Source organism: Pseudoalteromonas sp. NZS71 (genome assembly GCF_015864715.1).
GTDB classification, from domain to species: domain Bacteria; phylum Pseudomonadota; class Gammaproteobacteria; order Enterobacterales; family Alteromonadaceae; genus Pseudoalteromonas; species Pseudoalteromonas arctica.
In genome coordinates this window covers 65,837-90,198 of record NZ_JADYWS010000004.1, presented here as the reverse complement: position 1 = coordinate 90,198, position 24,362 = coordinate 65,837, and the positions used below count along the sequence as shown (strand labels likewise).

At 39.6% G+C, this 24,362-nt stretch carries 19 protein-coding genes; 3 read left to right on the top strand and 16 right to left on the bottom strand.

Annotated elements, in window-relative coordinates; genetic code table 11:
* Positions 1-19: 19 nt before the first annotated feature.
* Both tgt and queA read right to left on the bottom strand, forming a co-directional pair.
* The gene (gene tgt / locus I6E85_RS03725) at positions 20-1,147 is read right to left on the bottom strand and encodes a tRNA guanosine(34) transglycosylase Tgt (RefSeq protein WP_007586471.1); all 1,128 of its coding nucleotides are present in this window, start codon (positions 1,145-1,147) and stop codon (positions 20-22) included.
* A gap of 183 nt (positions 1,148-1,330) precedes the next feature.
* Positions 1,331-2,362 carry a tRNA preQ1(34) S-adenosylmethionine ribosyltransferase-isomerase QueA gene (gene queA, locus I6E85_RS03720; protein WP_197236615.1) on the bottom strand — a complete coding sequence of 344 codons (1,032 nt, stop codon included), beginning with the start codon at positions 2,360-2,362 and terminating at the stop codon, positions 1,331-1,333.
* Between the two features lie 187 nt (positions 2,363-2,549).
* Here queA and I6E85_RS03715 point away from each other — a divergent pair, with 187 nt between their 5' ends.
* Both I6E85_RS03715 and I6E85_RS03710 read left to right on the top strand, forming a co-directional pair.
* Complete coding sequence (locus I6E85_RS03715) at positions 2,550-5,081, top strand: GGDEF domain-containing protein (RefSeq protein WP_197236614.1); 2,532 nt, start codon at positions 2,550-2,552, stop codon at positions 5,079-5,081.
* 181 nt (positions 5,082-5,262) lie between these two features.
* Positions 5,263-5,475 (top strand): hypothetical protein, encoded by a 213-nt coding sequence (locus I6E85_RS03710; RefSeq protein WP_002957835.1) that lies wholly within the window; start codon positions 5,263-5,265, stop codon positions 5,473-5,475.
* Between the two features lie 24 nt (positions 5,476-5,499).
* On the opposite strand, the gene I6E85_RS03705 is transcribed toward I6E85_RS03710, so the two are convergent.
* The 7 genes from I6E85_RS03705 to I6E85_RS03675 all read right to left on the bottom strand — a co-directional run bounded on the left by I6E85_RS03705 (position 5,500) and on the right by I6E85_RS03675 (position 14,141).
* On the bottom strand, positions 5,500-6,420 hold the full coding sequence (locus tag I6E85_RS03705; RefSeq protein WP_007586467.1) for a hydrogen peroxide-inducible genes activator: 921 nt from the start codon (positions 6,418-6,420) through the stop codon (positions 5,500-5,502).
* 82 nt (positions 6,421-6,502) lie between these two features.
* A complete protein-coding gene (locus tag I6E85_RS03700) occupies positions 6,503-7,771 on the bottom strand; it encodes an inorganic phosphate transporter (protein ID WP_007586466.1) in 1,269 nt (422 codons plus the stop codon).
* Positions 7,772-7,810: 39 nt separating this feature from the next.
* Positions 7,811-8,488 (bottom strand): TIGR00153 family protein, encoded by a 678-nt coding sequence (locus tag I6E85_RS03695; protein WP_002957838.1) that lies wholly within the window; start codon positions 8,486-8,488, stop codon positions 7,811-7,813.
* A 150-nt stretch (positions 8,489-8,638) separates the two neighbouring features.
* The gene (phoU, locus tag I6E85_RS03690) at positions 8,639-9,340 is read right to left on the bottom strand and encodes a phosphate signaling complex protein PhoU (protein WP_007586465.1); all 702 of its coding nucleotides are present in this window, start codon (positions 9,338-9,340) and stop codon (positions 8,639-8,641) included.
* Between the two features lie 46 nt (positions 9,341-9,386).
* The gene (gene pstB / locus I6E85_RS03685; RefSeq protein WP_007586464.1) at positions 9,387-10,214 is read right to left on the bottom strand and encodes a phosphate ABC transporter ATP-binding protein PstB; all 828 of its coding nucleotides are present in this window, start codon (positions 10,212-10,214) and stop codon (positions 9,387-9,389) included.
* A 27-nt stretch (positions 10,215-10,241) separates the two neighbouring features.
* Positions 10,242-11,891, bottom strand: coding sequence for a phosphate ABC transporter permease PstA (pstA, locus tag I6E85_RS03680; protein ID WP_197236613.1), 1,650 nt, complete (start codon positions 11,889-11,891; stop codon positions 10,242-10,244).
* A gap of 15 nt (positions 11,892-11,906) precedes the next feature.
* Positions 11,907-14,141 carry an ABC transporter permease subunit gene (locus I6E85_RS03675; protein ID WP_197236612.1) on the bottom strand — a complete coding sequence of 745 codons (2,235 nt, stop codon included), beginning with the start codon at positions 14,139-14,141 and terminating at the stop codon, positions 11,907-11,909.
* A 382-nt stretch (positions 14,142-14,523) separates the two neighbouring features.
* Here I6E85_RS03675 and I6E85_RS03670 point away from each other — a divergent pair, with 382 nt between their 5' ends.
* Positions 14,524-15,030, top strand: coding sequence for a glycine cleavage system protein R (locus I6E85_RS03670; RefSeq protein ID WP_002957843.1), 507 nt, complete (start codon positions 14,524-14,526; stop codon positions 15,028-15,030).
* Positions 15,031-15,166: 136 nt separating this feature from the next.
* Here the strand turns inward: I6E85_RS03670 and I6E85_RS03665 are convergent, their stop codons facing one another.
* The 7 genes from I6E85_RS03665 to I6E85_RS03635 form a co-directional block, all read right to left on the bottom strand.
* The gene (locus I6E85_RS03665) at positions 15,167-15,622 is read right to left on the bottom strand and encodes a hypothetical protein (protein WP_002957844.1); all 456 of its coding nucleotides are present in this window, start codon (positions 15,620-15,622) and stop codon (positions 15,167-15,169) included.
* A gap of 200 nt (positions 15,623-15,822) precedes the next feature.
* The gene (locus I6E85_RS03660; protein ID WP_197236611.1) at positions 15,823-18,942 is read right to left on the bottom strand and encodes an efflux RND transporter permease subunit; all 3,120 of its coding nucleotides are present in this window, start codon (positions 18,940-18,942) and stop codon (positions 15,823-15,825) included.
* A gap of 8 nt (positions 18,943-18,950) precedes the next feature.
* Positions 18,951-20,504, bottom strand: coding sequence for an efflux RND transporter periplasmic adaptor subunit (locus tag I6E85_RS03655; RefSeq protein ID WP_024590587.1), 1,554 nt, complete (start codon positions 20,502-20,504; stop codon positions 18,951-18,953).
* A complete protein-coding gene (locus tag I6E85_RS03650) occupies positions 20,494-21,861 on the bottom strand; it encodes a TolC family protein (protein ID WP_024590586.1) in 1,368 nt (455 codons plus the stop codon). Before I6E85_RS03650 ends, I6E85_RS03655 begins: the two co-directional genes overlap by 11 nt.
* A gap of 112 nt (positions 21,862-21,973) precedes the next feature.
* Positions 21,974-22,336 (bottom strand): hypothetical protein, encoded by a 363-nt coding sequence (locus I6E85_RS03645; protein ID WP_306790319.1) that lies wholly within the window; start codon positions 22,334-22,336, stop codon positions 21,974-21,976.
* A gap of 94 nt (positions 22,337-22,430) precedes the next feature.
* Positions 22,431-23,045 carry a paraquat-inducible protein A gene (locus I6E85_RS03640; RefSeq protein WP_010554372.1) on the bottom strand — a complete coding sequence of 205 codons (615 nt, stop codon included), beginning with the start codon at positions 23,043-23,045 and terminating at the stop codon, positions 22,431-22,433.
* Positions 23,046-23,047: 2 nt separating this feature from the next.
* Positions 23,048-24,313 (bottom strand): EAL and HDOD domain-containing protein, encoded by a 1,266-nt coding sequence (locus I6E85_RS03635; protein ID WP_197236610.1) that lies wholly within the window; start codon positions 24,311-24,313, stop codon positions 23,048-23,050.
* Between the last annotated feature and the right edge of the window lie 49 nt (positions 24,314-24,362).

The following is a 24,362-nucleotide window of genomic DNA, read 5'->3' as shown; positions in this document are numbered from 1 at the left end:
TCCTCTTTAATTTTAAAGTTTAATTTTTTATATCTACTAGCTCTGGCACGTCTTGGCCTCGGCGAGCATAAAAATCTTGTACAAATTCTTCTAATTTACCTTCGCTAATTGCATTACGTAAACCTTCCATAACACGTTGATAGTAACGTAAGTTATGAATTGTGTTTAGTCGCGCACCTAAAATTTCGTTACATTTATCAAGGTGATGCAAATAAGCTCGTGAATAGTTTCCACACGTATGGCAATCACACTCAGGGTCAAGTGGCCCTGTGTCTGTTTTATGTACTGCGTTACGTATTTTAACTACACCTGTGGTAATGAATAAATGGCCGTTACGCGCATTACGTGTTGGCATAACACAGTCAAACATATCAATACCACGGCGAACAGACTCAACTAAATCCTCTGGCTTGCCTACACCCATAAGGTAGCGTGGTTTGTCTTCTGGCATTTTAAACGCACAATGATCAAGAATATTCATCATTTCGTTTTTAGGCTCGCCTACTGATAGACCACCTAATGCATAGCCATCAAAGCCAATTTCTTCTAAGCCTGCTTGCGATTGTGCACGTAATTCTGGGTACATACCACCTTGAATAATACCAAACAAAGCAGATGGATTGTCGCCATGCCCTTCTTTTGAACGCTTAGCCCAACGAAGAGATAACTCCATAGAATCTTTAGCTTCTTTTTCAGTTGCTGGGTATGGCGTACACTCGTCAAAAATCATAACGATGTCTGAGCCTAAGTCGCGCTGTACTTCCATCGACTTTTCAGGCGACATCATAATTTCATCACCATTTACTGGAGATTGAAATAACACGCCTTCTTCAGTGATTTTACGCATTGCGCCTAAGCTAAATACTTGGAAACCGCCTGAGTCAGTTAAAATTGGGAAATCCCAATTCATAAAGTCGTGTAAATCACCATGTTGCTTAATGATTTCAGTACCTGGGCGAAGCATTAAATGAAAGGTATTACCTAAACATATTTGCGCACCAGTGGCTTTTACCTCATCTGGCGTCATACCTTTTACAGTACCGTAAGTACCAACAGGCATAAATGCAGGTGTTTCTATTACACCACGGTCAAAAATTAAGCGGCCGCGGCGCGCTTTTCCGTCAGTACAATCTAATTCAAATTTCATATCATCCTCAATGTCAGAAAAACAGTCCAACAAGCTATAATTTAACCGCTCGATTCTACCCTTTTTGCCTCATTAATACTATTAGCTGCGATAAATTCAGTTTTGCTTATTATGCTAAACAAAAACCCCAGCTTCGTTGCTGGGGTTTTTAGTGTTTTTTACTGAGTATTAAATAATAAATGGTTACTTACGTGTTAAAAACATCGCATCACCGTAACTAAAAAATCGGTATTTTTGTTCAATTGCCGTATCGTATGCACCCATAATATTGTCTTGTCCGCTAAAAGCACTTACTAACATAATGAGTGTTGACTCAGGTAAGTGAAAATTAGTGACCATGGCATCAACAACATTAAATTGGTAACCCGGAAAAATAAATATATCGGTATCACCAAAATACGTATCTAACTTGCCGCCGTGAACTTTAGCTGCCGACTCTAATGAGCGTACTGAAGTTGTGCCAACCGCAATTACACGCCCGCCACTTGCTTTGGTTTGTGCAACGGCAGCAACTACATCATCGGGCACTTCTATGTACTCGGAATGCATTACATGCTCATCAACACTATCCACTCGTACTGGCTGAAAAGTACCGGCGCCAACGTGCAAAGTAACAAAAGCCATGTTTACACCTTTATCTTTTAGTGCCGTCATTAACTTATCGTCAAAATGTAAGCCCGCTGTTGGCGCAGCAACTGCACCTGGCTTTTCTCCATAAACAGTTTGGTAACGCTCGCGATCAGCTTCGGTATCAGGTCGGTCAATATAAGGAGGCAGTGGCATATGACCAATATCATTAAGTATATCTAGCACGTTTTGGCTATGATCAAACTCAAGCTCAAATAATGTATCGTGGCGTGCAACCATTATTGCCTTGGCTTTGCCTTCAAGAATAACTTCGTTACCAACCTTAAGCGACTTGCTCGCGCGTACGTGCGCAAGTACGCGATGTTCATCTAGCACTCGCTCTACAAGCACCTCAACTTTGCCGCCAGAGGCTTTTTGACCAAACATACGTGCTGGAATAACGCGTGTATTGTTAAAGACTAACAAATCGCCTTCGTTTACTAAATCAAGTATGTCGCTAAACACTTTATGTTCTAGAGTTCCGCTTGGGCCATCTAAAGTAAGTAAACGGCTGCTAGTTCTGTCCGCTTTAGGAAAACGAGCTATTAATTCATCAGGTAAGTCAAAGCTAAAGTCAGCCACGCGCATAATTAGTAATCCACATCATTTAAAATCGCGCCAAGTGTATATGTATCGGGTATTAAGCTCAAGAAATCAGCCAAACTTATAATGTCTTGTTTGCGTGTTTCTCATTAAATTTTCTTGTTCTTATGGTTAAATGTCACTATTCTTGTTCGGCTGAATTATTATAAGTTACATTAGGGGTGTTCAACACGTGCCAAACCAGCTTAAATTGCTAATATTAAACGCAAGTAGTGCTGAACGTCGCGCGATTAAAGGCACTTTAGATAGCTTAAATGTATTTACCTTTATTGATGCGCAAGATAGCCAACAAGCTTTAAAGCTTTTAAAACAACACCCTGTTGATATTATAATAACGGGCATTAATGTTGGAAAAATTGACGGCTGGCGCTTTTCGAGGATGATCCGCTCAGGATTATTAAAAACACCAAAAAACACCCCAATTTTACTTATTCCGCCAATTTACTGTGAGCGTATTGCAGAAACAACAGCCCGAAGCTACGGGATAGATGCTGTACTGCCGTTTGAACATAAAGACATGCTCCCTCAAGTACTTGCGAATGTTTTATCTACTCACTTAGAAAAAAGTAGCCGGCTAAACTTATTATTATTAGAGCCACTTCAAAATACGGCCGACAAAATAAGTGAACAGTTAAAGTTAAACTTTGCTATTACTCACGTTACCTCAGCCAAAGCAGCACTAAACGCTTACAACCAACAGCAGTTTTCAATTGTGCTACTCGATGCCACTACATCAAGTGCAGAGAGCTCGAGTGTACTCGTTGAAGAAATCCTACAGCACAATTCTAAACAAGCTATTGTTACGATTATAGAAAGTGATGATGCTGATTACGCTGAGCAGCTTTTGCTGTCTGGTGTTACCGATTTTATTAGAGCCCCATACGACCCTTCATTTTTAAATAAAGTGTGTGACCACGCCGCACGACGTGAAGATTTTATGGTGAGTTATGCTGAGTTTGCTTACAAAGTAGAGCAGCTAAGCGTGAGCGAAGTGCGTTACAAAGAGTTATTTTCGGCTCATCAGCGTATTTTATTGCATTTGAATACGGTTGTTTTAGAGCTTGATCAGCAAGGGCATATTCGTTTTATTAACCCTGCATGGGAGACATTAAGCGGTTTTGGTGTTAAATCATCACTACAAACCCCATTAAGCGCTTATTGTAATAACGAAGATAAAGGAAGACTAAATTATACTATTAATGACATTTTACATGGTGGCGAGCAACAGCAACAAATAGAAGTAAAGCTCACCCATAAAAATGGCAATTTAATTTGGGTCGAATGCAGATTACAGCTAATCAAAAATAGTCGTAATAACGCGACCATAACCGCCACTATCGACAACATACACGAACGTAAACAAGCAGAGATCCAACTACGTCATTTAGCACACCATGACCCATTAACTGGTTTACACAACCGTTATTACTTCGACCAACAGCTTAATAAAATATGCCAAGATAAATACACGTATGATGGCATCGAGCATGCTGTTATTTATATTGACCTCGATCACTTTAAAATAATAAACGACAGCAAAGGTCACCACCAAGGTGACATAGTATTAAAAGAAGTGGCGCAATTATTTAAAGCAAATATTGGCGAAGACCATTTAGTGTGCCGAATAGGCGGCGATGAGTTTGCAGTAATACTTACCGATATGAATTTACTGGATGCACACCTTATTGCTGAAGGTGTGTGCAGCGCGATAGAAAAACATGCTTTTAAATCAGAAGATCAGATATACACAATTAGCTGCTCTATCGGTTTAACTCAAATTACGACACAAAATAACGATCCTAATGAGTGTTTAAAACAAGCCGATATTGCTTTGTATATTGCCAAAAATTTAGGGCGTAACTTAGTACATTGCTACTCAAAAGAAGATGCTCAAAATAATACGCTTCAAACTGGGCTTGAATGGGGTCACGAAATTCGCCAAGCACTGCAGCAAGATAATATTGAACTGCATTACCAACCTATTTGGGATTTTAAAGAGTGTAAAGTTGCTTATTTTGAAGCGCTCTTACGCTTAAAACTCAAAGGTGAACTTGTGTACCCAAATCAATTTATTCCCTCTTTAGAGATGCTTAACGACACATTTTTGATGGATCAATGCGTTATACGTAATGCCGTTGCTTGTGTGTCTAAGCATCCAGAGTTAAACCAAGTTGCTATTAATTTGTCAGCACAATCATTCTTAGATGAACGCTTATTGCCATTAATTGAATCAAACCTTGAAAAGTATAACGTGCCCCCTTCGCGGATAATTTTTGAAATAACTGAATCAGCAAGTATTAACAACTTAAAAGCGACTCGTAAAATGATTGAGAAGCTTAATAGCTTAGGCTGTCATTTTTCTATTGACGATTTTGGAACTGGCTTTAGTACATTTAACTATTTAAAGCAGCTTCCAGCACAGCATGTAAAAATTGATGGCTCATTTGTAAGCGACATGCTTAATGACCCTATAGACTTAGCGTTAGTAAAAGCAATAAATGATATTAGTCGGTCTCTCGATAAGCGCTCTGTAGCTGAGTACGTTGAAAACGAAGAGATATTTTTTGCACTAAAAGAGATAGGTGTTGATTATGGACAAGGCTACTTTATTGCACGCCCAGTACCTGTTGAAAAAGTAAAAGATGAACTTGAAAAAATTTCAAAAAATAAAACGTTTTACCAACAACAAGCTAGCCCAAAATAAACAAAATTAAACAATTTGTTACTACCAATATTACCTTTCTTGCCTATACTTTCAGTATCAAATAAAAAATGTCGTGCCTTTTAATGTATTTCACTTTAAAAACATGACATTACCTTTTGGCGACGTAGTACTGATATTTATAGTGGGTTTCAAAGCTATTTAAGCTTTTAAGGAGAAAGGTATGACACAGCTAGTTATGTTATTACTGATTATACATTTTGCAATCGCGTATCAGTGTTATCGTTACGCAAATATTAAAGGCTACCCAGTTAAGGTTTTTACTGTATTAGGCTGCGTGCCTTACTTTAACTTGGTGGTATGGATTTATTTACTATTTTTACCCGAACTTGAGCCTTTTGAAAGCCATCTTCAAAATCAAAAGCAGCCTTTATAGGCTGCTTTCATTCATTTCCTATTCTTATTTAGAAAAATCTAAACTACATTGGCGCTTTAAAAATATCTCAAGCTGTTGACTAAATAACTTAAAGTCGCGGATCCGCCCCGTAGTTTTACGCCACAATATGCCAATATCTCTATATGCATCGCTTTGTGATGGTGTTGCCACCATATTTTTATTATCTAAAATTCCGGCGTTAATCGCCATTTGTGGTAAAAAAGTCACTCCGAGCTGATGCTCAACCATACTCAATAATGTATGCAAGCTTGCTGCTTCAAATGGGTTAATACAACTAGCACGATTTAAATGACATGCACTGAGCGCATGGCCTGTCATACAGTGCTCACGCTCGAGTAAGAATACGCTAGCCTCTGGTAATAGATTAAAGTCGACTACGCCCTTTGCAGCGCTGTAATCCTTATGGTGCACTAAACTAAACTGATCTTTTGCCAATACTTGTGTATGAAATTTATCGGTTTCGTATGGCAGTGCAAGTAGCGCTAAATCAATATGCCCATGCTCAAGTTTATCCAGTAGCTTATCACTCGTATCTTCTATTAATACCAGCTCTAAATCACAAAAGGTTTCTTTACAAAAGTGATACAGAGGAGCCGCTATAAAGCTAGCAATTGTAGGTATAACACCCACCGTTAATTTACCACTCAGTGGTGTTAAAAAGCTTTTAGTGAGCTCTTTTAAACTAATTGTATCGTTAATTATTTTACGAGAGCGCTCAACAACTTCTTCACCAATACTGGTAAACATAAGGCTGCGATTTTCGCGTTCAATAAGCTGGCAACCCAAAGTTTCTTCAAGATTTTGAATAGCACTGCTTAAAGTAGATTGCCCAATAAAACAGGCACTGGCAGCTCTGCCAAAGTGCTGATGTTGATGAACAGCTAATAAATACTGTAGCTGTTTGATACTTGGAAGATTGGTCATTTTTTCTTTCCACAAATAAAAAGACCCCAACACCTAGGGCATTGAGATCTTTTCAAGCTAAAAGTCTTTGAGTACTTTTTTGTTAAACCCCAAATGCGGTTCTTAGTACGTAGAAAATAACAATAGCAAGGGCAGCGCCAACTGGCAATGTAATTACCCAAGAAACTACAATGTTTCTGATAACACCCATGTTAAGTGCACCAATTCCACGTGCCATACCTACACCTAATACCGCACCCACTAAGGTTTGAGTAGTAGAGATTGGCATACCAGTACCTGATGCAATAACAACGGTAGAAGCAGCGGCTAGTTCAGCAGCAAAACCACGGCTAGGCGTTAAATGTGTAATGCCTTCACCAATCGTTTTAATTACTTTTTTGCCCAAAATAGCAAGACCCGCAACAATACCAAAACCACCTAGAGGTAGAATCCACCAAGCAATAGCCGCTTTTTTAGCAATTTCACCATTGTTTTCAACAATATTTACAACAGCAGCTAGTGGACCGATTGCATTAGCAACATCGTTAGAACCATGTGCAAAGGCCATACAACATGCTGTTAATACCATAAGAACAGCAAACACTTTTTCAACATTGTTGAATTGCATTTGTTTATCTGCTTTTGGATCGATATTTAAACGAGAAATAGCAATTTTACCAATTATAGCAACGACAACTGCTACAGCTATTGCTAAGGCGTACCCTTCGGCTGCACCTAAATCAACACCAACATGCTTTAAGCCTTTTTTAATTGTGACCAAGGCCATTATAAAACCTGCTAAACCCATATAAAGTGGTACATACCGTTTAGCATTTTTTAGTGGTGCATCTGTATTAAAAATAAGTTTTTGTGCACTCATAAATATTAAGTATGCAATAAAGCCTGATATGGCGGGCGTTATAATCCAACTACCTACAATACCACCTACTTTATCCCATTGAATCGCCTCAGTACCAACAGCAACTAACGCAAAACCAATGATTGCACCAATGATTGAGTGAGTCGTTGATACTGGCCAACCCAAGAACGAGGCCATTAATAACCAAGCACCCGCTGCAAATAAAGACGAAATCATACCCAGAACCATAAGTTCAGGAATGTCTGCAAATGGTGCGGCATCGATAATTCCTTTACGAATTGTTGATGTAACCTCACCACCTGCTAAGTAAGCGCCTGCAAATTCAAAAATCATCGCTATAAAAATAGCTTGTTTGATTGTTAGCGCTTTTGAACCTACAGATGTGCCCATGGCGTTCGCTACGTCGTTCGCGCCAATACCATAAGCCATAAAAAAGCCGACTGCTGCGGCAATTAAAATTAATACCGTGCCGTAAGATGCAATGATATCCATTGTAAAACCTTAATCTTTCGTGTTTGAACTGATTTTAAATTAACGAGCTAACATCAGCTCAAGACGTGATCCTACGCGCTCTGCAATATCTGCAAGCTCGCCAACCCATTCAATGATTTTGTACAAAAACATAACATCAATTGGATTTAACTCACCCTCTACATCACGTAGCTGGCGGCGTACTTTTATCTGCATTTCGTCCGTGTCTTGTTCTATGGCATCCAATTCAACTAACATTTTTTCTACTAAGGTGACTTCTCGACCTTTAAAACCCGTTTCTAGCAATTCTTCTAATTCGTTAATTGCTTTAGATGCTTGTTTAGTCGCATCTACACAACGGGTTAAGTAAGCTAAGAAATCAGCTTGCATAACTTTTGGAATGGTCATTTCACGACCAATCACTCGCCCTGCAATGTCTTTCGCTTTATTAGCAATCTTATCTTGTTGAGTTACTAGTTCGAGAAGATCTGTACGCTCTACCGGCATGAATAAACCACGCGGTAATTGTAAACGTATATCTCTTTTCATATCATCAGCTTCACGTTCTAAATTGCGAATAGTGATGCGAAGCTCTTCTGCTTGTACCCACTCTTCTTTAAATACGTGATTAAAAAAAGGTATCAAAGCTTTACTTGCTTGATGAACCTTCTTGATGTGTTCTTCCATTGGTTTGATAGGAGATTTTGCAAATACTCCTAAAAACGCGTTTGTAGGCATAACTGACCCTTTAATCAAATTGATATGCTTTGCAGCATGAATTTTACAGTATTAACCAAGATTGTGAACGCTTTTTATTACTTCACTAAAGCTTGCAACACACAAAGCGACACTAAGCCGCTTTAATAGAAAAGCATGATGGGTAAAAAATCATAGTGATTTTTCTATATCTTCTTGAGATGTATGGCGAATATCTTTGCCATTAACAAAATAAATAATGTATTCAGCAATGTTCTGACAGCGATCACCAATACGCTCTAATGAGCGAACAGACCAAACTAAGTCCATGATTTTAGGGATTGAGCGTGGATCTTCCATCATGTAAGTCATTATTTGACGTGTGATAGCTTCATATTCGCGGTCAACTTTTGCATCTTCTTTATGTACTTGAAATGCACGTTGCACATCCATACGCGCAAATGCATCCAGTACGTCGTGTAGCATTTTTAAAACTTGACGGCCCATATTTTCAATATTTACTAATAAATCTTGCTGATCTTTGGTAAATGAGTCTAGTGCAACTTTAGCAATTCGCTCAGCTTCATCGCCAATACGCTCTAAATCAGCGATTGTTTTAGCTATTGCAATCACTAAACGCAGGTCACTTGCTGCAGGCTGACGACGAGCAATAATACGCGTACACTCTTCATCAATGCTTACTTCCATAGCATTCACTTTATAATCGTTCTGACGTACCTTTTGAGCAAGCTCTGCATCGTTACGGCTCACAGCATCAAGCGCACTATTTAACTGCTGCTCAACTAAGCCACCCATGCTTAATACATGATTACGTACATTTTCTAGTTCTTGGTTAAAACGCCCAGAAATATGTTTATTAATATTATGTTCCATAGTTACCTTCTCTCTTAATCTTGCACAACACGCTACAACGGGCTAATTAACCGTAACGACCGGTAATGTAATCTTCGGTCTTTTTCTTCGTTGGTGTAGTAAATAAGGTATTTGTGTCTGAGTACTCAATCAATTCGCCCATATACATAAAGGCTGTTTGATCAGATACACGTGCTGCTTGTTGCATGTTATGTGTAACAATAACAACGGTAAATTGGTTTTTTAAATCGTTTATTAGCTCTTCGATTACCAAAGTAGAAATAGGGTCAAGTGCTGATGTAGGTTCATCTAATAAAAGAACTTCTGGCTCAATTGCAATTGAGCGAGCAATAACTAAACGCTGTTGCTGACCACCCGATAAGCCAAACGCGCTATCGTGTAATCTGTCTTTTACTTCATCCCATAAAGCAGCACCACGAAGTGATTGCTCTACCACTTCGTCTAACTTACGCTTCTCTTTAATGCCTTGTAAGCGTAGGCCATAAACCACATTTTCATAAATTGATTTAGGAAATGGGTTAGGACGCTGAAACACCATACCTACATTACGACGAAGTGCTGCTACATCTACGCTCTTATCGTAAATATTTTGACCGTGAAGTAATATTTCACCTTCAATACGGCAAATATCAACCAAATCGTTCATGCGGTTAATACAACGTAATAGAGTTGATTTACCACAGCCCGATGGTCCTATAAACGCAGTTACTTGGCCTTTTGGAATGTTCATATTTACTTTATTAAGCGCTTGCTTATCACCGTAGTAAAGATCGAGATCTTTAATCTCTAGCGCTTTTTGGTCATCCGTTAAATTTTCTAGGTCTAACTTCTGGCCTATATTAGCTTGGTTTACTTTTGGAGCGACTGTAATCATTTTTGTTACCTATAAAATCTTTACTAATTAGTGTTCAAGCGATCTGAATTTTTCACGTAAATGGTTACGTATACCAATGGCCGTTATGTTTAGGGTAATAATCACCGACACCAATAAAAAGGCCGTTGCGTATACCAGCGGGCGTGCCGCTTCAACATTAGGGCTTTGGAAGCCAACATCGTATATATGAAAGCCTAAGTGCATGAACTTTCTATCTAAGTGAAAATACGGGAAGTTGCCATCAAGTGGTAATGTAGGAGCCATTTTTACAACGCCTACTAGCATTAACGGTGCAACTTCACCTGCAGCACGCGCAACTGCCAGTATTAAACCTGTCATAATTGCAGGGCTTGCCATTGGAATAATTATGCGCCATAACGTTTCAACTTTTGTTGCGCCAAGCGCTAGTGAACCATCGCGTACGGTACTTGGAATACGAGATAAACCTTCTTCAGTCGATACAATAACAACTGGCAACGTTAGTATAGCGAGCGTTAATGCCGACCACATTACACCTGGCGTACCAAATACTGGCGTTGGCGACGATTCTGGATAAAATAATTGGTCTAAGCTACCACCTAACATGTATACAAAAAAGCCGAGGCCAAATACACCGTATACAATTGAAGGAACACCGGCCAAGTTAATCACTGCGATACGAATCATTTTAGTGATTGCATTTTTTGCGGCGTACTCGTGTAAGTAAATTGCAGCAACAACGCCAAACGGCGTCACAATTACAGCCATCAGCATAACCATAAATACAGTACCAAATATAGCAGGGAAAACACCGCCTTCTGTATTTGCTTCACGTGGATCATCGGATACAAACTTACCTAGTTGCACAAAGTAGTGGCCTAGCTTTGCAAAAAAGCCCATATCGTTTGGAAACCAAACATCAAGTACTTGATACATAGGAATTGTAACAACTTCACCGCGCATATCTTTTACAGTTACGTGGTCACGTTTAGCTTGTTTGCGTAGTGCAAATAAATCTTTTTCAAGTACACCATACTCTGCACGTAATTCAGCACGTGCTTGAGCAAGCTCAGCAACACGTTCATCAGTGAGAGCGTTATCAAGTAAGTAGCCTTTTTCTTTTAAACGTAAGCGTTCAAGTGCGTAGTTAATATGCCCAATGTCGCCATTTTGCAAATCAAGTGCTTCGTCATTTAAATCAACTGCACGCTCAACAAGCTCATGTAGCGCTTCTATTTTATCGCCATTAACCGGTTGACCGTCTTTAATAACGTTTTGCACATAACCATAAAAGTTACCGTTTTTACTACGCTCAAATACTGCAAGCGCCGCTGGTGCTGTTTTATTTGTTATGTCGGTTTCTAATATCCAACGAAAATCTAAGTCTACATATTCGCGGTTACCTGTTTTAATAAGCAAGCGCTCTATTTCTTCTTTTTCAAATTCGCTAACATCAATACCTGTCGCGGCTAAACGCGTTTTTGGTACTAATTCACGATCGTAAACTTCGCCAATCACGGTTTGCTTTGCAATCGACCCTTCAAGTTCAAATTGCACAACTTCCGAAGGCCAAAAAAAACTTAACCCCTTCCAGGCTATCATTGCTAATAAGCCTAAAACTGAAATCAAACTGATGCTCACTGCACCACCGGTCATCCAAATCCAAGGAGAACCAGACTTAAACCACTGCTTTACCATGTCATGTCTCTCCGCTTACATCGAGCTGTATTTTTCACGCAGTTGCTGGCGAACAAACTCAGCTACTGTGTTAAAAATGAATGTGAATATGAATAGTACAAAGGCCGCTAAGAACAGTATTCTATAATGTGAACTGCCTACTTCAGACTCTGGCATTTCAACTGCAATATTTGCCGCAAGCGTTCGCATACCTTGGAAAATACTCCAATCCATAATAGGTGTATTACCCGTGGCCATAAGTACAATCATGGTTTCGCCAACTGCTCGGCCAAGTCCCATCATTACCGCTGAGAAAATACCAGGGCTTGCTGTTAGTAATACAACGCGTATTAGTGTTTGCCACTGCGTTGCACCTAATGCTAATGAGCCGTTTGATAAATGCTTTGGAACACTAAATACAGCATCTTCTGCAATTGAGAATATGGTAGGAATAACCGCAAAACCCATCGCAATACCTACAACAAGTGAGTTACGTTGATCGAATGTCATACCCAGCTCATTTGTTAAGTACTGACGTACATTGCCGTCAAACATCCAAAGTTCAACAAATCCACTCATCGCAAACGAAAACCAACCAATAAGTAAGACGACCGGAATAAGGATAATTGAATGAGAACCTTCAGGAATTCTATGGCGAATCTTTGTTGGCAATTTAGTCCAAGCTAAGCCCGTCGCTAACATACCTAGCGGTAATAGTACGAGTAACCCAACAATCGCAGGTAAGTGTTCTTCTATTAACGGTGCTAACCAGAGACCCGCTAAAAAACCCAAAATAACCGTTGGTAATGCTTCCATTATTTCTACGGTAGGCTTAACCACTTTACGTAATTTGCTCGACATAAAGTATGCCGTGTAAATAGCCGCCGAAAGCGCGATTGGTACAGCAAACAACATAGCGTAAAGTGCAGCTTTTAATGTACCAAACGAAATTGGCACTAATGAAAACTTAGACTCAAAGTCATCACTAGCTGATGTTGACTGCCATATATAACCTGGCTCTGGGTAACCTTCGTACCAGACTTCTTGCCAAAGTGCTGACCAAGTAACTTCTGGATGCTCGTTGTGAATATCTAATACGGTTAGTTTGTTATCCGCTAAAATTAACGCAGCATTTGAACGTGGTGCAATTGCAAAGTTCTCTATTGCACCTTCACTTACTTTACCTTGCCAAAGTTTTGCTTCACTTGTTGTGTAATACACACCTAGCTCACCATTATTGCCGGTAGTAAAAAAAGTACGACGGTAAAACTCAGTAAATATATTTAGCTTACTTTGCTTAGTCGTTTCAAATGAGCGAATTTTTTGATATTCGCGGCCTGTGTCAGTGTTTACTTCAAACCACTGCGAAACTTCGCCGTTATCATTGGCAAGCATTAATGAGTTTGCACCTGCTAGTAATTGTGCAGATACAATATTGGCATTTTCTTCGTTAGCTGAAAGTAACTGAATTTGTTCTACATCACTTGGGTCACGCGTATCGTATACGTAAACTTGATTAGCAGAACGTACAAAAGTACGGGTTGTATCTGGAGACATTAATAGCTCATCTACACGCCCTTCAACATCTAGCTCTGTGCGCTCAACAACCCACTCAACTTCGCCAGTAAACATATTCTCTTCAGCAACAAAACTGCTAAACAGCACCCGTTTGTCTTCTGTAAGTGCGACAACGGCTGTTCTGTCTTCATAGTGGCTAAATGCAAAGCGTTTAATAGCTGAGCCTTGTTCATCTACTTCCAAAGCCATTTCCCCAAGAGGAAAGTCTAAACGAGGCGTTAATTTACGCTCGTTATTAGGAAAGGTGACCAAAAATTTAGGTGCTACGACCATTACAGTGCCATCTTTTAAACCAAACGCATAATGCCCTTGAAAAGGCGCGCTAGTTGCAAAGCTTGTTGCATCACTTGGTAGCTCGGCGTTTAATGTTTTAAGCTTTTTACCAAAGCTGCCATCTTGCACACTGTAAAAATCAACCTGCCCTTGCTGACTGAGTAAATAAGCAACTTCAGTTTGCTCTTCTACACCTAGGCCTGCTATTTGCTGCGAATTAGCGACCTGAAAGCTATCGCGTTTTTCTACTTTTGCTGATTCAAAAATTGGCTGTACTACATAAAGAAGGTAAAAGAATATTAATAGCAGTGCTACCAATACCATTATCCCACCTGCGGTTATACCAAATTTGGCAAACCGATCTTTAAATAGACGGCTTCGATCCGTATTAAAAGTCGGTTTATTCGGATTTGAAGTCATCAAAACACCCTTAAATCTTAACGTTGTATAAATTATATTTCATCAAGATGACAGTAATGTTACAGCAGTAATAATAAGCACGTTAAAACGGTTTTAAATAAAACTAGCGAAGAAAATCGCTAAATAAGTCTCATATAGATGATTTTTAAGTGAACTAAATTATAAAATAATTGGACAAAGCATTTATCGAGGTCAATACTAAAAGAGTACTTACTAAAAAAGAATGACTATTAATACCACGTATAGTCAACACAACCATATTCAATTTTATTATTTTAAAATCAACGATTTATAAAAAAGTGCAACAACACACAATTTAGATTAGACAATACACTTAATGCCTATGCATTTACTTTCTTTGGGCTTAAAAAGAGAATTATTTATGAAGCAGTTGGTTATAACTATTCTAGGGCAAGATCGCCCTGGTTTAGTAGAGAGTATCTCATCCGTCGTGTTACAAAATCATGGCAACTGGCTAAGCAGTAACTTAAGCCATTTATTAGGTCATTTTGCAGGTATTATTCAACTTGAAGTTGCTGAGGAACACTTTCAATCATTACAAAGCGCTTTAAATAAGTTACCTAAGTTAGACGTTCGAATTGAAACCGGAAACACAGAAATTGAACCATCAACATTAGAACAAATCAATCTGGTTATTACAGGTAACGATCGCCCAGGTATTGTTCAAGAGTTGGCGAGTGTAATACGCCACAAAGGCGCTAACATTACTCATTTAAATTCAAGGCAGCAAAGTGCGCCTAATTGGGGGGTGCCTATTTTTAGTGCTGTTGCTACCGTTACTTTACCCAATGGTATGAATAAAGATGAAGTCATTGAAGCATTGGAATCAATAACAAGTGATTTAATTGTAGATACAGAAGAAGTTTGACATCCCTAGGTGCGTGCCACACGTTGACACGCATATTATTCTAGCCAGTTTATCAAAGCCCTCTGCGGGTTATTTAACGCAGACATAAAATAAGCCGATGCAAGCATCGGCTATTTTAAATGGTTATCTTATAAAGCTACATATCCATATGACGATTCGTACTTTGCATCATTTGCTTTATACCTTGCTTTTCCAGCTCTAGTATTTGTTGCAGCTTTTCTTGGCCACTTTGAGTTTCAGCGCGCTCAAGTAAGTATTCGTATAATTCAATTACCTTTTGATGCTGCTCTGATAAGTAAGCTTGAATAACTTTCTCATCAAATTGCTGGTCTTTACTAATGTCTTCGAAAGTAATTAGCTCAGGATTTTTAGCAAAGTATTCATAACAGTACGTATCGAGCGTATTTATTTCGGTTATCGCTTTAAACCCGACTAAATCTTCAGCGAGTTTTTTTTCGTAATTTAGGTAGTAGTCCACCAGCATTGCATTATGTTCATCGAGTAAATCCTTTACGCTATGAAAATTAGCCGCCATTTGCGTATGAAACAAAACGGTCCAATCGTATACCTCTTTAATTGTTTTAACTTGCATGTGCATTCCTTACTTAGTTGACTGTATAGGTACTACACTGCGTAAAGCGTGCCAATTAAAAAACCATTCAAAAACAGAAGGTTAATTTTAAAATGAATATTAATTAGCAATTTAATAGAATAACTTACAAATTATAGGTAATTTTTATAGAGCAATGCGTGGGTAGTAACCGTACTGCTCTATCGTCTTGTTGCTTTATATTATTTAAGTCCTTGTTTGCGCCACAGCAGGTAAACCGCAGGAATAACAAGTAAGGTGAGTACAATTGCACTGCCCATACCGCCAACCATAGGTGCAGCTATTCGACTCATTACTTCGCTTCCGGTGCCCGTGCCATAAAGTACAGGTAATAAACCGATAATAATTGTCGCGACAGTCATCATAACCGGGCGTACTCGAAGCCCTGCACCTTCAATAATAGCTTGCTGTAATTGCACTAAACTAAGTGGCTTACCAGTCTGCTCTGCTTCGATGCATTTTTCTTGATAGGCCTGGTTTAAATACACCAACATAATGACCCCAATTTCTACCGCAACACCGGCTAAGGCAATAAAACCTACACCCACTGCAACTGAAAAGTTAAAGCCCTCTAAATACATTAGCCATACGCCACCAATCATTGCCAGTGGCAACGTGGCCATAATAATAGTAACCTCAGCAAAGCTTCTAAAATTAAGGTAAAGCAACACAATAATTATTGCTAATGTGAGTGGTAATACATAAGTCAGTTTGTCTTTAGCGCGCTGCATGTATTCATACTGCCCAGCCCACGTAATTGAGTAGCCAGCTGGTAGTATTAGGTCTTTATCGAGCACTTGCTGAGCGTGCTCAACGTAAGTACCAATATCAACGCCATCTATATCAATAAAACTCCAACCGTTTAAACGTGCATTTTCGCTTTTTATACCAGGCGGTCCATCTTCAATAAATACAGCAGCTACATCACCAAGTGCTATACGCTGCCCTGTAGGCGTTACAATAGGTAACAACATTAGCTCTTCTGGCGAGTCTCTGTATGCTTGCGGATAACGTAAATTAACAGGGTAGCGCTCTTGCCCTTCAACGGTTTGAGTTACGTTTGTACCACCTATTGCAGTAGATACAACTTGCTGTACGTCGCTAATGTTTAAGCTATAACGCGCCGCTTTTTCACGATTTATATCTACTTTTATATAACGCCCACCAGCTACTCGCTCTGAATAAACCGATGCGGTGCCTTGTAGATCTTTTAAAAGCACTTCTATTTGTTGACCAATTTTTTGAATTTCACTCAACTTTGGTCCCGCAACTTTAATGCCCACGGGAGTTTTAATACCGGTTGCGAGCATATCAATACGTGTTTTAATTGGCATTACCCACGCATTCGTCAACCCCGGAAACTTAACCAAACCGTCGAGTTCTTTTTTAAGTTTTTCAAGGGTCATACCATCGCGCCATTCATCTTTTGGTTTTAACTGAATAAACGTCTCTATCATTGTAAGCGGCGCAGGATCTGTTGCAGTTTCTGCTCGCCCAACTTTACCAAATACTGTTTTAACCTCGGGTACTGTGGCAATTAGCTTGTCGGTTTGCTGTAGTATTTCGCGCGCTTTACCTACCGATAAACCAGGATACGTTGTGGGCATATACATTAAGTCGCCCTCATCAAGTGGCGGAATAAATTCACTGCCTATTTTGTTTACCGGGTAAAAGCCAATAACAGAAACAACCACCGCGAGTACCAATGTCATTTTTGGAAATTTAAGCACCCAGTTAAGTAGTGGGCGATACGCTGCAACGAGTAATCGGTTAACTGGATTTTTTTGCTCCGAAATAACTTTACCTCTAATAAAGTAACCCATTAATACCGGCACTAAGGTAATCGCAAGCCCAGCAGACGCCGCCATAGCATAGGTTTTAGTGTAAGCCAGTGGCGCAAACATACGTCCTTCTTGCGCTTCTAAAATAAATACCGGCATAAAGCTGACGGTAATAATTAATAAACTAAAAAATAATGCAGGACCCACTTCACTCGCCGATTTAGCCACAACTTCCCAGCGGTTTTCGTTGGTAAGGGGTGTTTTTTCCATATGTTTGTGCATATTTTCAATCATAACGATAGCGCCGTCGGTCATTGCGCCTATCGCTATTGCAATTCCCCCTAAAGACATAATGTTGGCGTTAATCCCCTGCCAATACATAATTATAAATGCCGTTAAAATCCCAAGCGGTAACGTAATAATCGCCACCAGCGATGAGCGCACATGAAACAAAAACACCACACACACTAAAGCAACTACAATCAGCTCTTCAATTAGCTTACTTGTTAAATTATCTACCGCGTTATTTATTAAGTTGGAGCGATCGTACACAGGGACTATTTCAACGCCCTCTGGCAATCCCTTTTTAAGCGATTCTAATTTTGCTTTTACCAGCTCAATAGTTTTTTGTGCATTTTCGCCATAGCGCATAATAACAATGCCGCCGGTTACCTCGCCTTCGCCATTTAGCTCTGCAATACCACGGCGCATTTGCGGTCCGACTCGAATATCAGCTACATCACGTAATTGCAGCGCTGTACCATTAGCATTTACGCCAAGCGGAATAGCTTCTAGGTCGGCAACACTTTTAATGTAGCCGGTGCTTGTTACCATGTATTCAGCTTCAGCCATTTCAACTACCGAGGCGCCCATCTCTTGGTTGCCTTGTTGAATCGCCGTTTGAATAAGGCTAAGCGGGATACCATATGCACGTAATTTATCAGGCTCTACATTGACTTGGTATTGCTTAACCATGCCACCAACAGCAGCCACTTCAGATACACCGGGCACAGTTTGTAGCTCAAACTTTAAAAACCAATCTTGTAAGCTTCGTAGCTGACTAATATCGTGTTTATTTGTTTTATCAATTAGTGCGTATAAGTAAATCCAACCTACGCCTGTTGCATCAGGGCCAAGCTCTGGCGTAGCGCTATCGGGCAATCGGTTTGCTGCTTGGCTTAGGTATTCTTGTACTCGGCTACGCGCCCAATACAAATCAGTTTTTTCGTCAAAAATAACGTAAACGTACGAGTCACCAAAAAACGAAAAACCCCTTACAGTTTGTGCACCCGGCACAGAAAGCATTGCTGTGGTGAGCGGAAATGTAACTTGGTCTTGCACTACTTGCGGCGCTTGCCCCGGGTAAGTGGTTTTTATAATGACCTGAACATCAGATAAGTCAGGCAAGGCATCCACGGGAGTATTTTTTACAGCAAACAATCCTCCACCCAGTAAAATTAATGTAAGCAACAACACAAAAAAGCGATTGCTAACAGACCAGCGAATAATGGCAGTTATCATAATGGCTCCTAGTGAGAACTATGTTGCATAGTAGAATGATCAATCGGCTCTGCGTTTTGCGCTTTAGTAATTACAAATTCATCGTTAATAATGCTAAAAGTAAAATTAATATACTGGGCATTTTCAAACTGACTAATATCAATATCTGGCGCTAATACAAAGTCCATTGTGGCGGGTTCTCGATTCCATTTTTCAATGGCTTCTCGGCTAATATTAATAATGCGATTTTGTGTATCTATGGCATTAATAGTGCCGTTAACCGTGGCGTTTTGTGGCTGCATATCCATGTTCATATTTGAGTCTGAACCAGAATCCGAACTCATACCTGAGTTAATACTAGAACTAGGCATTTCCATTCGTTTAAAGTCGGAGCTTTTACTCGATTCAGAGTCTATTAAAAATTGCGCTGAAGTCACTACCGTGTCACCTGTCATTACACCTGACAAAATGACAGCTTCATTACTATTAATTTGCCCAACTTCAACTTCTACCGATTTAAAACGACCCTCACCTAATGCAATAACCACACGGTTTTGATGCTGCGTGCGAATTACCGCTTCTTTAGGGACTGTAAATTGCGCCTTACTCGCTTTAGCGTGAATGCTCACTTGTGCAAACATATTTGGTTTTAACCGATGATCTGCATTTTCAAACCTAAGCCTTACACGCAGAGTCCGGTTTTTAGCATCAAGCGCGGGGTAAATGTAATCAACCTTACCTTCCCACTTTTGATCTTTTAAGTAATCAAGCGTCATTGTAACGGGCAACCCAACACTCACTTGTTCTGATTGGCGCTCGAACACTTGTGCCTCTACCCAGATTTCATCAAGCTGGGCAATACTCATCATTGATGTGCCTGGTTTAACGTAAAAGCCTTCTCGTACTGTTAGCTCATCTACCACACCACTTTGCTTTGCGTAAAAAGTAATATTTTGCATTATCTTTTTATTTTTTTGTAAGCGCTCGATAAATCCATCAGACACATTTAACGACTCTAAACGCGCCTTTGCAGCGCGAATTAACACGGTATTATTACGATTAACTGCCAATAAAAGCTCTTCCTGTGCGTTCACCAATTGTGGTGAATACAATGTATATAAAGGCTCACCGGCTTTAACTTCTGCACCTTGTGCTTTAACATATAAACTTTCAATCCAGCCTTCTACACGCGGATGAATGTGAATAAGTTGGTCTTGGTTATATTGCACATAACCCACAGTATTTATATCGCTGTGAAGTGTTTTAAGCTGCACTTTGGCAGTTCTTACACCAAAGTTATTAACTACTGCAGGCGAAATAGTTACAGCACCTGGTCCATCCTGAGCCTTGCTAGCGTTTTCATACACAGGTACTAAATCCATTCCCATTGGCGAAAGCCCTGGCGCGTCACGCCTGTAATTACTATCCATAGGGGCTACCCAATATAAGGGCTGTTTGTCTGCGCTTTGTTGTTCATTCATTGCCGAGTTGCTAGGTAAAAACTGCATTACTAAGCTGCCTATTAACCCAAAGGCGCCTGCGCCAACTAAGGCGGCAACAAGTAACTTTAAATTAGTATTCATTGTGTAATTCTCCAGTTTGCTCGCTCATTACTTGGGGGTCTAAGCTACTTGCATAATAATTAAGGCGGGCGGTAATAATATGTTGATCTACTTGAATATTCAGTGCATCAATTTTGGCGTTAAGTTCACTAATGCGCGCGCGCATCACGTCAGAAAAATCCCCGTCGTCGCGTGTATAAGCATTTAGTGTTGCCTGAGATTGCTCTGACATTTGCGGTAATAACGTATTTTGATAAAGCGCATCGCGTTTTTGCAAACGAGCGAGTTGGCTAAACTCCTTAAAGTACATGCCTTTGAGTTTTTGAAGCGCCACCAGCTTTTGTGTTTTAGTAGCTTCTGCACTAGCAATAGCCGATTTAACCTGTTGATCTTGTCTGTTATCAGTAAACAATGGCAAATCAATACTAAACCCTACAGAGAGTAAATCAGCTCGCGACTCACCCATCGGGGTATCATCTCGGTAACCATAACCCACATTAACGCCCATCTGAGGTTTGTAGCTTTGCTTAGCGAGTGCAACTTCGGTTTGCTTTGCCGTTACGGTTTTATCTATCGCAATAATTGCGGGATGCGTCATAAGCAACTGTATTAGCTCATCAAATTCAAGGCTCGCAAAATCAACCAGCCCTGCGGTTTTAGTAAACTCAGTATTTAAAGGCTGCATAAGCATATCCATAGGTAACCACTGTGCTAAGCGGTTTTTAGCACTTTCAAATTGCTGCTCAAGCATAACCAGCTTATCTTCAAGACGGGTGAGTTCTAATTGCGCACGAATAATATCTTGCTGACGTGTTTTACCTAAGGTGCTTGCGTAGCTTGCTTCGGTAATGTCAATAAGTTGAGTAAATAGCCCTTTATCTAGCTCAATTAAAGCAATACTTCGCTGAGCACGATACGCGTTTAACCACGACTCAATCACAATTGCTTTTACTTGTGCTAAGCGATCGGCGCGCTGCCAAGGGTATTGTTGAGCAGACTGTGCTAATGCTTTTTGTCTAAGCGCTAAACTATTCCCTCGGCTAAACTTTTGGCTCAAATCAACTTTAAGCTGCGTCATCCCTTCTTGGTCAAACGCATAACCGTTAGTAGGTAAGTTGAGTAAGCCAACCGTTAAAACAGGATCGGGTAAGGTGCCTGCGGCAATGCTTTGCGCTATTGCAGCATCTTCTTGGTAGCCACTCGCTTTTAGCCATGGCTCATGCGTTAGCGCATAATTAAGCGCTTGCGTTAAGCTAAGCGTTTGCTCATTACTAGTTTGCTTTAGCATTTCGGTATTTAGGTTATTTTGCGCATTAACAGCTGTGCTAAATAACACAACACTACATAATACGACTTTAATACTTACAGCGTGGTTCATCACCTGCTCCATCTAAAAATAAAAGAAAATCTTAAATTAGGAAGCAAAAAAGGTGTTTAGGAGTTACCAATAAACGGGGTTATCGCAATTTTTACATACACCTATCCTGCTATTAAGCAGACATAGGAGGGCGATAGAGTGAACGAGGTATATTAATTTGTGTAGTAAATACACGTACATTTACTTTTTCAGATTCAAGTAAAGTAACGCTAAATAAAGTATCAACATTAAGCATTGAGTTAGCAGCGCAGCCACTCATAGGGCATTTACAGTCATTTTGTGGCGTACTTTCGTCGTCGCAACAATCCATCTGCATCATATTTTCAGACATGCTAGCGACAGCTGTTGCATCACTACTTTGTGTCATTGGCATTTGGGCATGCATTGCTGTTTTAGTTGGCATATGTGGCATTTCGCATACCATAGCTACAGACGCAACTGCCTGACCCACAAAAGTGAGCAGTAAAGTTATCATGAGTAAACTAGAGTAAAAACGTTGCAACATTATGCCTTTTAATAAACTTTAAAATGATTGTAAGGTAACCTAACGGCAACCACAAATACTTTAATTATGTAGACTGCGGTTTATCAGGTGTTTTAATTAAGTTACTCGCGATAATTGCAAATATACAATATGCGCTAAAATACCAAAACCCTTCACCAAATTGTGCATTCATAACAAGTAGCTCACCACTTTTACCATGGGCGTTACCTGCTAAGTAAGTCACTATTAATGCAATAACAAATACATCAACCATGCTCCACTTACTTAATGCACAAATAACCAGACCGAGCTTTTGCTTAAACCCATTCAAAGGTAGGCAACAATAAAGCAATTGTAATAGCAGCTTCAAGCTTGGAATAACAATAGAAAACAACCCCACTAAAGCGGCTACAAATAAATTATTATTGCTAGCAAGCTCTTTAACTGTGCCTAAAATACTTTGTGTTTTGTTATAGGCGCTAATCTCACCTTCTAACTTATCAAGCCCTAGCATGTTCGAGAACATCATTAGCATACTGCGAGTTCGACCATCGCCCTCTTCAGCCAGCATTTCAATACCCGCTTGCGCTAGTTTTGATTTATCTATGTTGCCCTCTATTGTTAATACTGGTTTTGTAATACCAGGAAACAATAAACAAAGAGCAACCACTACACTTATAACCGACAACCAATTACGCATATTTATTCTGCTATTGCCTCAATAATGTCGTCACTGTATAAAACAGCATCCAGTAAAAAATTAAATATATCGCCAATGTGTAGCTCTGAGTTTATGTTGGCCAAATGGACCATAGCTTCATCTACATTATCTAATTCAAATTCTTTTATAAGCGATAAACACTCACCTAAAGTGCCTTTTTCAAGTAGCAAAGCATCTGATATTGCAGCATCTAAGGTAAACTCTTTAACTATGTCTTTTAAATCAGCATCTAAAATAGCATCAAGCACCGAGAACAAACCCACTAGATACCCTTGCTCGGTCAGCTCTTTATTATTTTGCTCTAAAATAAGCGACATAAATTGAGCCCGCGTTAAAGCAAGCTTAGTTAATTCGGTTGGTTTTTCGACCCCCAACTCACTAATTGCTAATACGCGAACAAATTGCCTTATTGTGTCTTCACCTAAATAAATAACCGCTTGTGAAATAGAAGTAATAACTAAATTTGCTTTGCCTGAACGCGCGTTAGCCAGCTTTAAAACCCTGGCTGTTATAGCTACATCTCTGGCCACTCGTTGATGAACTTCTTTAAAGCAAAGTTTTTGTTTTGCTGTAAAACGCAATAGATCAAAAACAGTTAACTTTGAAGGCTCTACACCTTTATACGTAATCATTTCTGGGCGAGAAAAAAAGAACCCCTGAAATAAATCACAGCCTGCCAATTTTAATATATTAAATTGTTCATGCGTCTCTATTCGTTCAACAATTATTTTTGCATGTGGATTTGCGCGTTTTATTTTTTTAATGCGCATATTGGTTTTAATAACCGGATCATCTATCTCAATTTTTATGTAATCAACATGTGCTAATAGTGGCTCCCATTTTGGATCGCCATCGTAATCATCAAGTGCAAAAACATACCCTTCTTTTTTAAGTTCTTGCACACGCTCAGCAACCGCAGGAATATTGCCCGTGCGCTCTACTATTTCAATAACACTATTTTCTGGCAATAAAAGTTTGGGAAAGTTATCGAGAATAGTTTCTGATGACAAGTTTATAAAAGCTAAATGATGCGCGGTAAGTCTATCTAAACCTACCAACATTAATGCATTAAAAAACAGGCGGCTTGTCGCATGCACATCAGAAGTGCCCACAGGAAACGCATTGTTGGCTGAGTCTCGATAAAGCAGTTCGTACGAGAAAACATTCTGGTCTATATCAAAAATAGGTTGCCGCGCGACAAACTGAGTTATTTTTTGTACCTCATCAGGTATGTTATTTAATTTCACTTGGCTCTAAACCTATAAATAAGAGATGGCAAAACAGCCAATAATATGT

Coding starts and splice junctions, on each gene's coding strand:
- I6E85_RS03645 (WP_306790319.1), bottom strand. CDS start 22,336: ATGATAACTTTACTGCTCACTTTTGTGGGTCAGGCAGTTGCGTCTGTA.
- I6E85_RS03705 (WP_007586467.1), bottom strand. CDS start 6,420: ATGACCAATCTTCCAAGTATCAAACAGCTACAGTATTTATTAGCTGTT.
- I6E85_RS03670 (WP_002957843.1), top strand. CDS start 14,524: ATGAAGCAGTTGGTTATAACTATTCTAGGGCAAGATCGCCCTGGTTTA.
- pstA (WP_197236613.1), bottom strand. CDS start 11,891: ATGGTAAAGCAGTGGTTTAAGTCTGGTTCTCCTTGGATTTGGATGACC.
- I6E85_RS03655 (WP_024590587.1), bottom strand. CDS start 20,504: ATGAATACTAATTTAAAGTTACTTGTTGCCGCCTTAGTTGGCGCAGGC.
- I6E85_RS03700 (WP_007586466.1), bottom strand. CDS start 7,771: ATGGATATCATTGCATCTTACGGCACGGTATTAATTTTAATTGCCGCA.
- I6E85_RS03650 (WP_024590586.1), bottom strand. CDS start 21,861: ATGAACCACGCTGTAAGTATTAAAGTCGTATTATGTAGTGTTGTGTTA.
- I6E85_RS03710 (WP_002957835.1), top strand. CDS start 5,263: ATGACACAGCTAGTTATGTTATTACTGATTATACATTTTGCAATCGCG.
- I6E85_RS03640 (WP_010554372.1), bottom strand. CDS start 23,045: ATGCGTAATTGGTTGTCGGTTATAAGTGTAGTGGTTGCTCTTTGTTTA.
- queA (WP_197236615.1), bottom strand. CDS start 2,362: ATGCGCGTGGCTGACTTTAGCTTTGACTTACCTGATGAATTAATAGCT.
- phoU (WP_007586465.1), bottom strand. CDS start 9,340: ATGGAACATAATATTAATAAACATATTTCTGGGCGTTTTAACCAAGAA.
- pstB (WP_007586464.1), bottom strand. CDS start 10,214: ATGATTACAGTCGCTCCAAAAGTAAACCAAGCTAATATAGGCCAGAAG.
- tgt (WP_007586471.1), bottom strand. CDS start 1,147: ATGAAATTTGAATTAGATTGTACTGACGGAAAAGCGCGCCGCGGCCGC.
- I6E85_RS03665 (WP_002957844.1), bottom strand. CDS start 15,622: ATGCAAGTTAAAACAATTAAAGAGGTATACGATTGGACCGTTTTGTTT.
- I6E85_RS03660 (WP_197236611.1), bottom strand. CDS start 18,942: ATGATAACTGCCATTATTCGCTGGTCTGTTAGCAATCGCTTTTTTGTG.
- I6E85_RS03695 (WP_002957838.1), bottom strand. CDS start 8,488: ATGCCTACAAACGCGTTTTTAGGAGTATTTGCAAAATCTCCTATCAAA.
- I6E85_RS03675 (WP_197236612.1), bottom strand. CDS start 14,141: ATGACTTCAAATCCGAATAAACCGACTTTTAATACGGATCGAAGCCGT.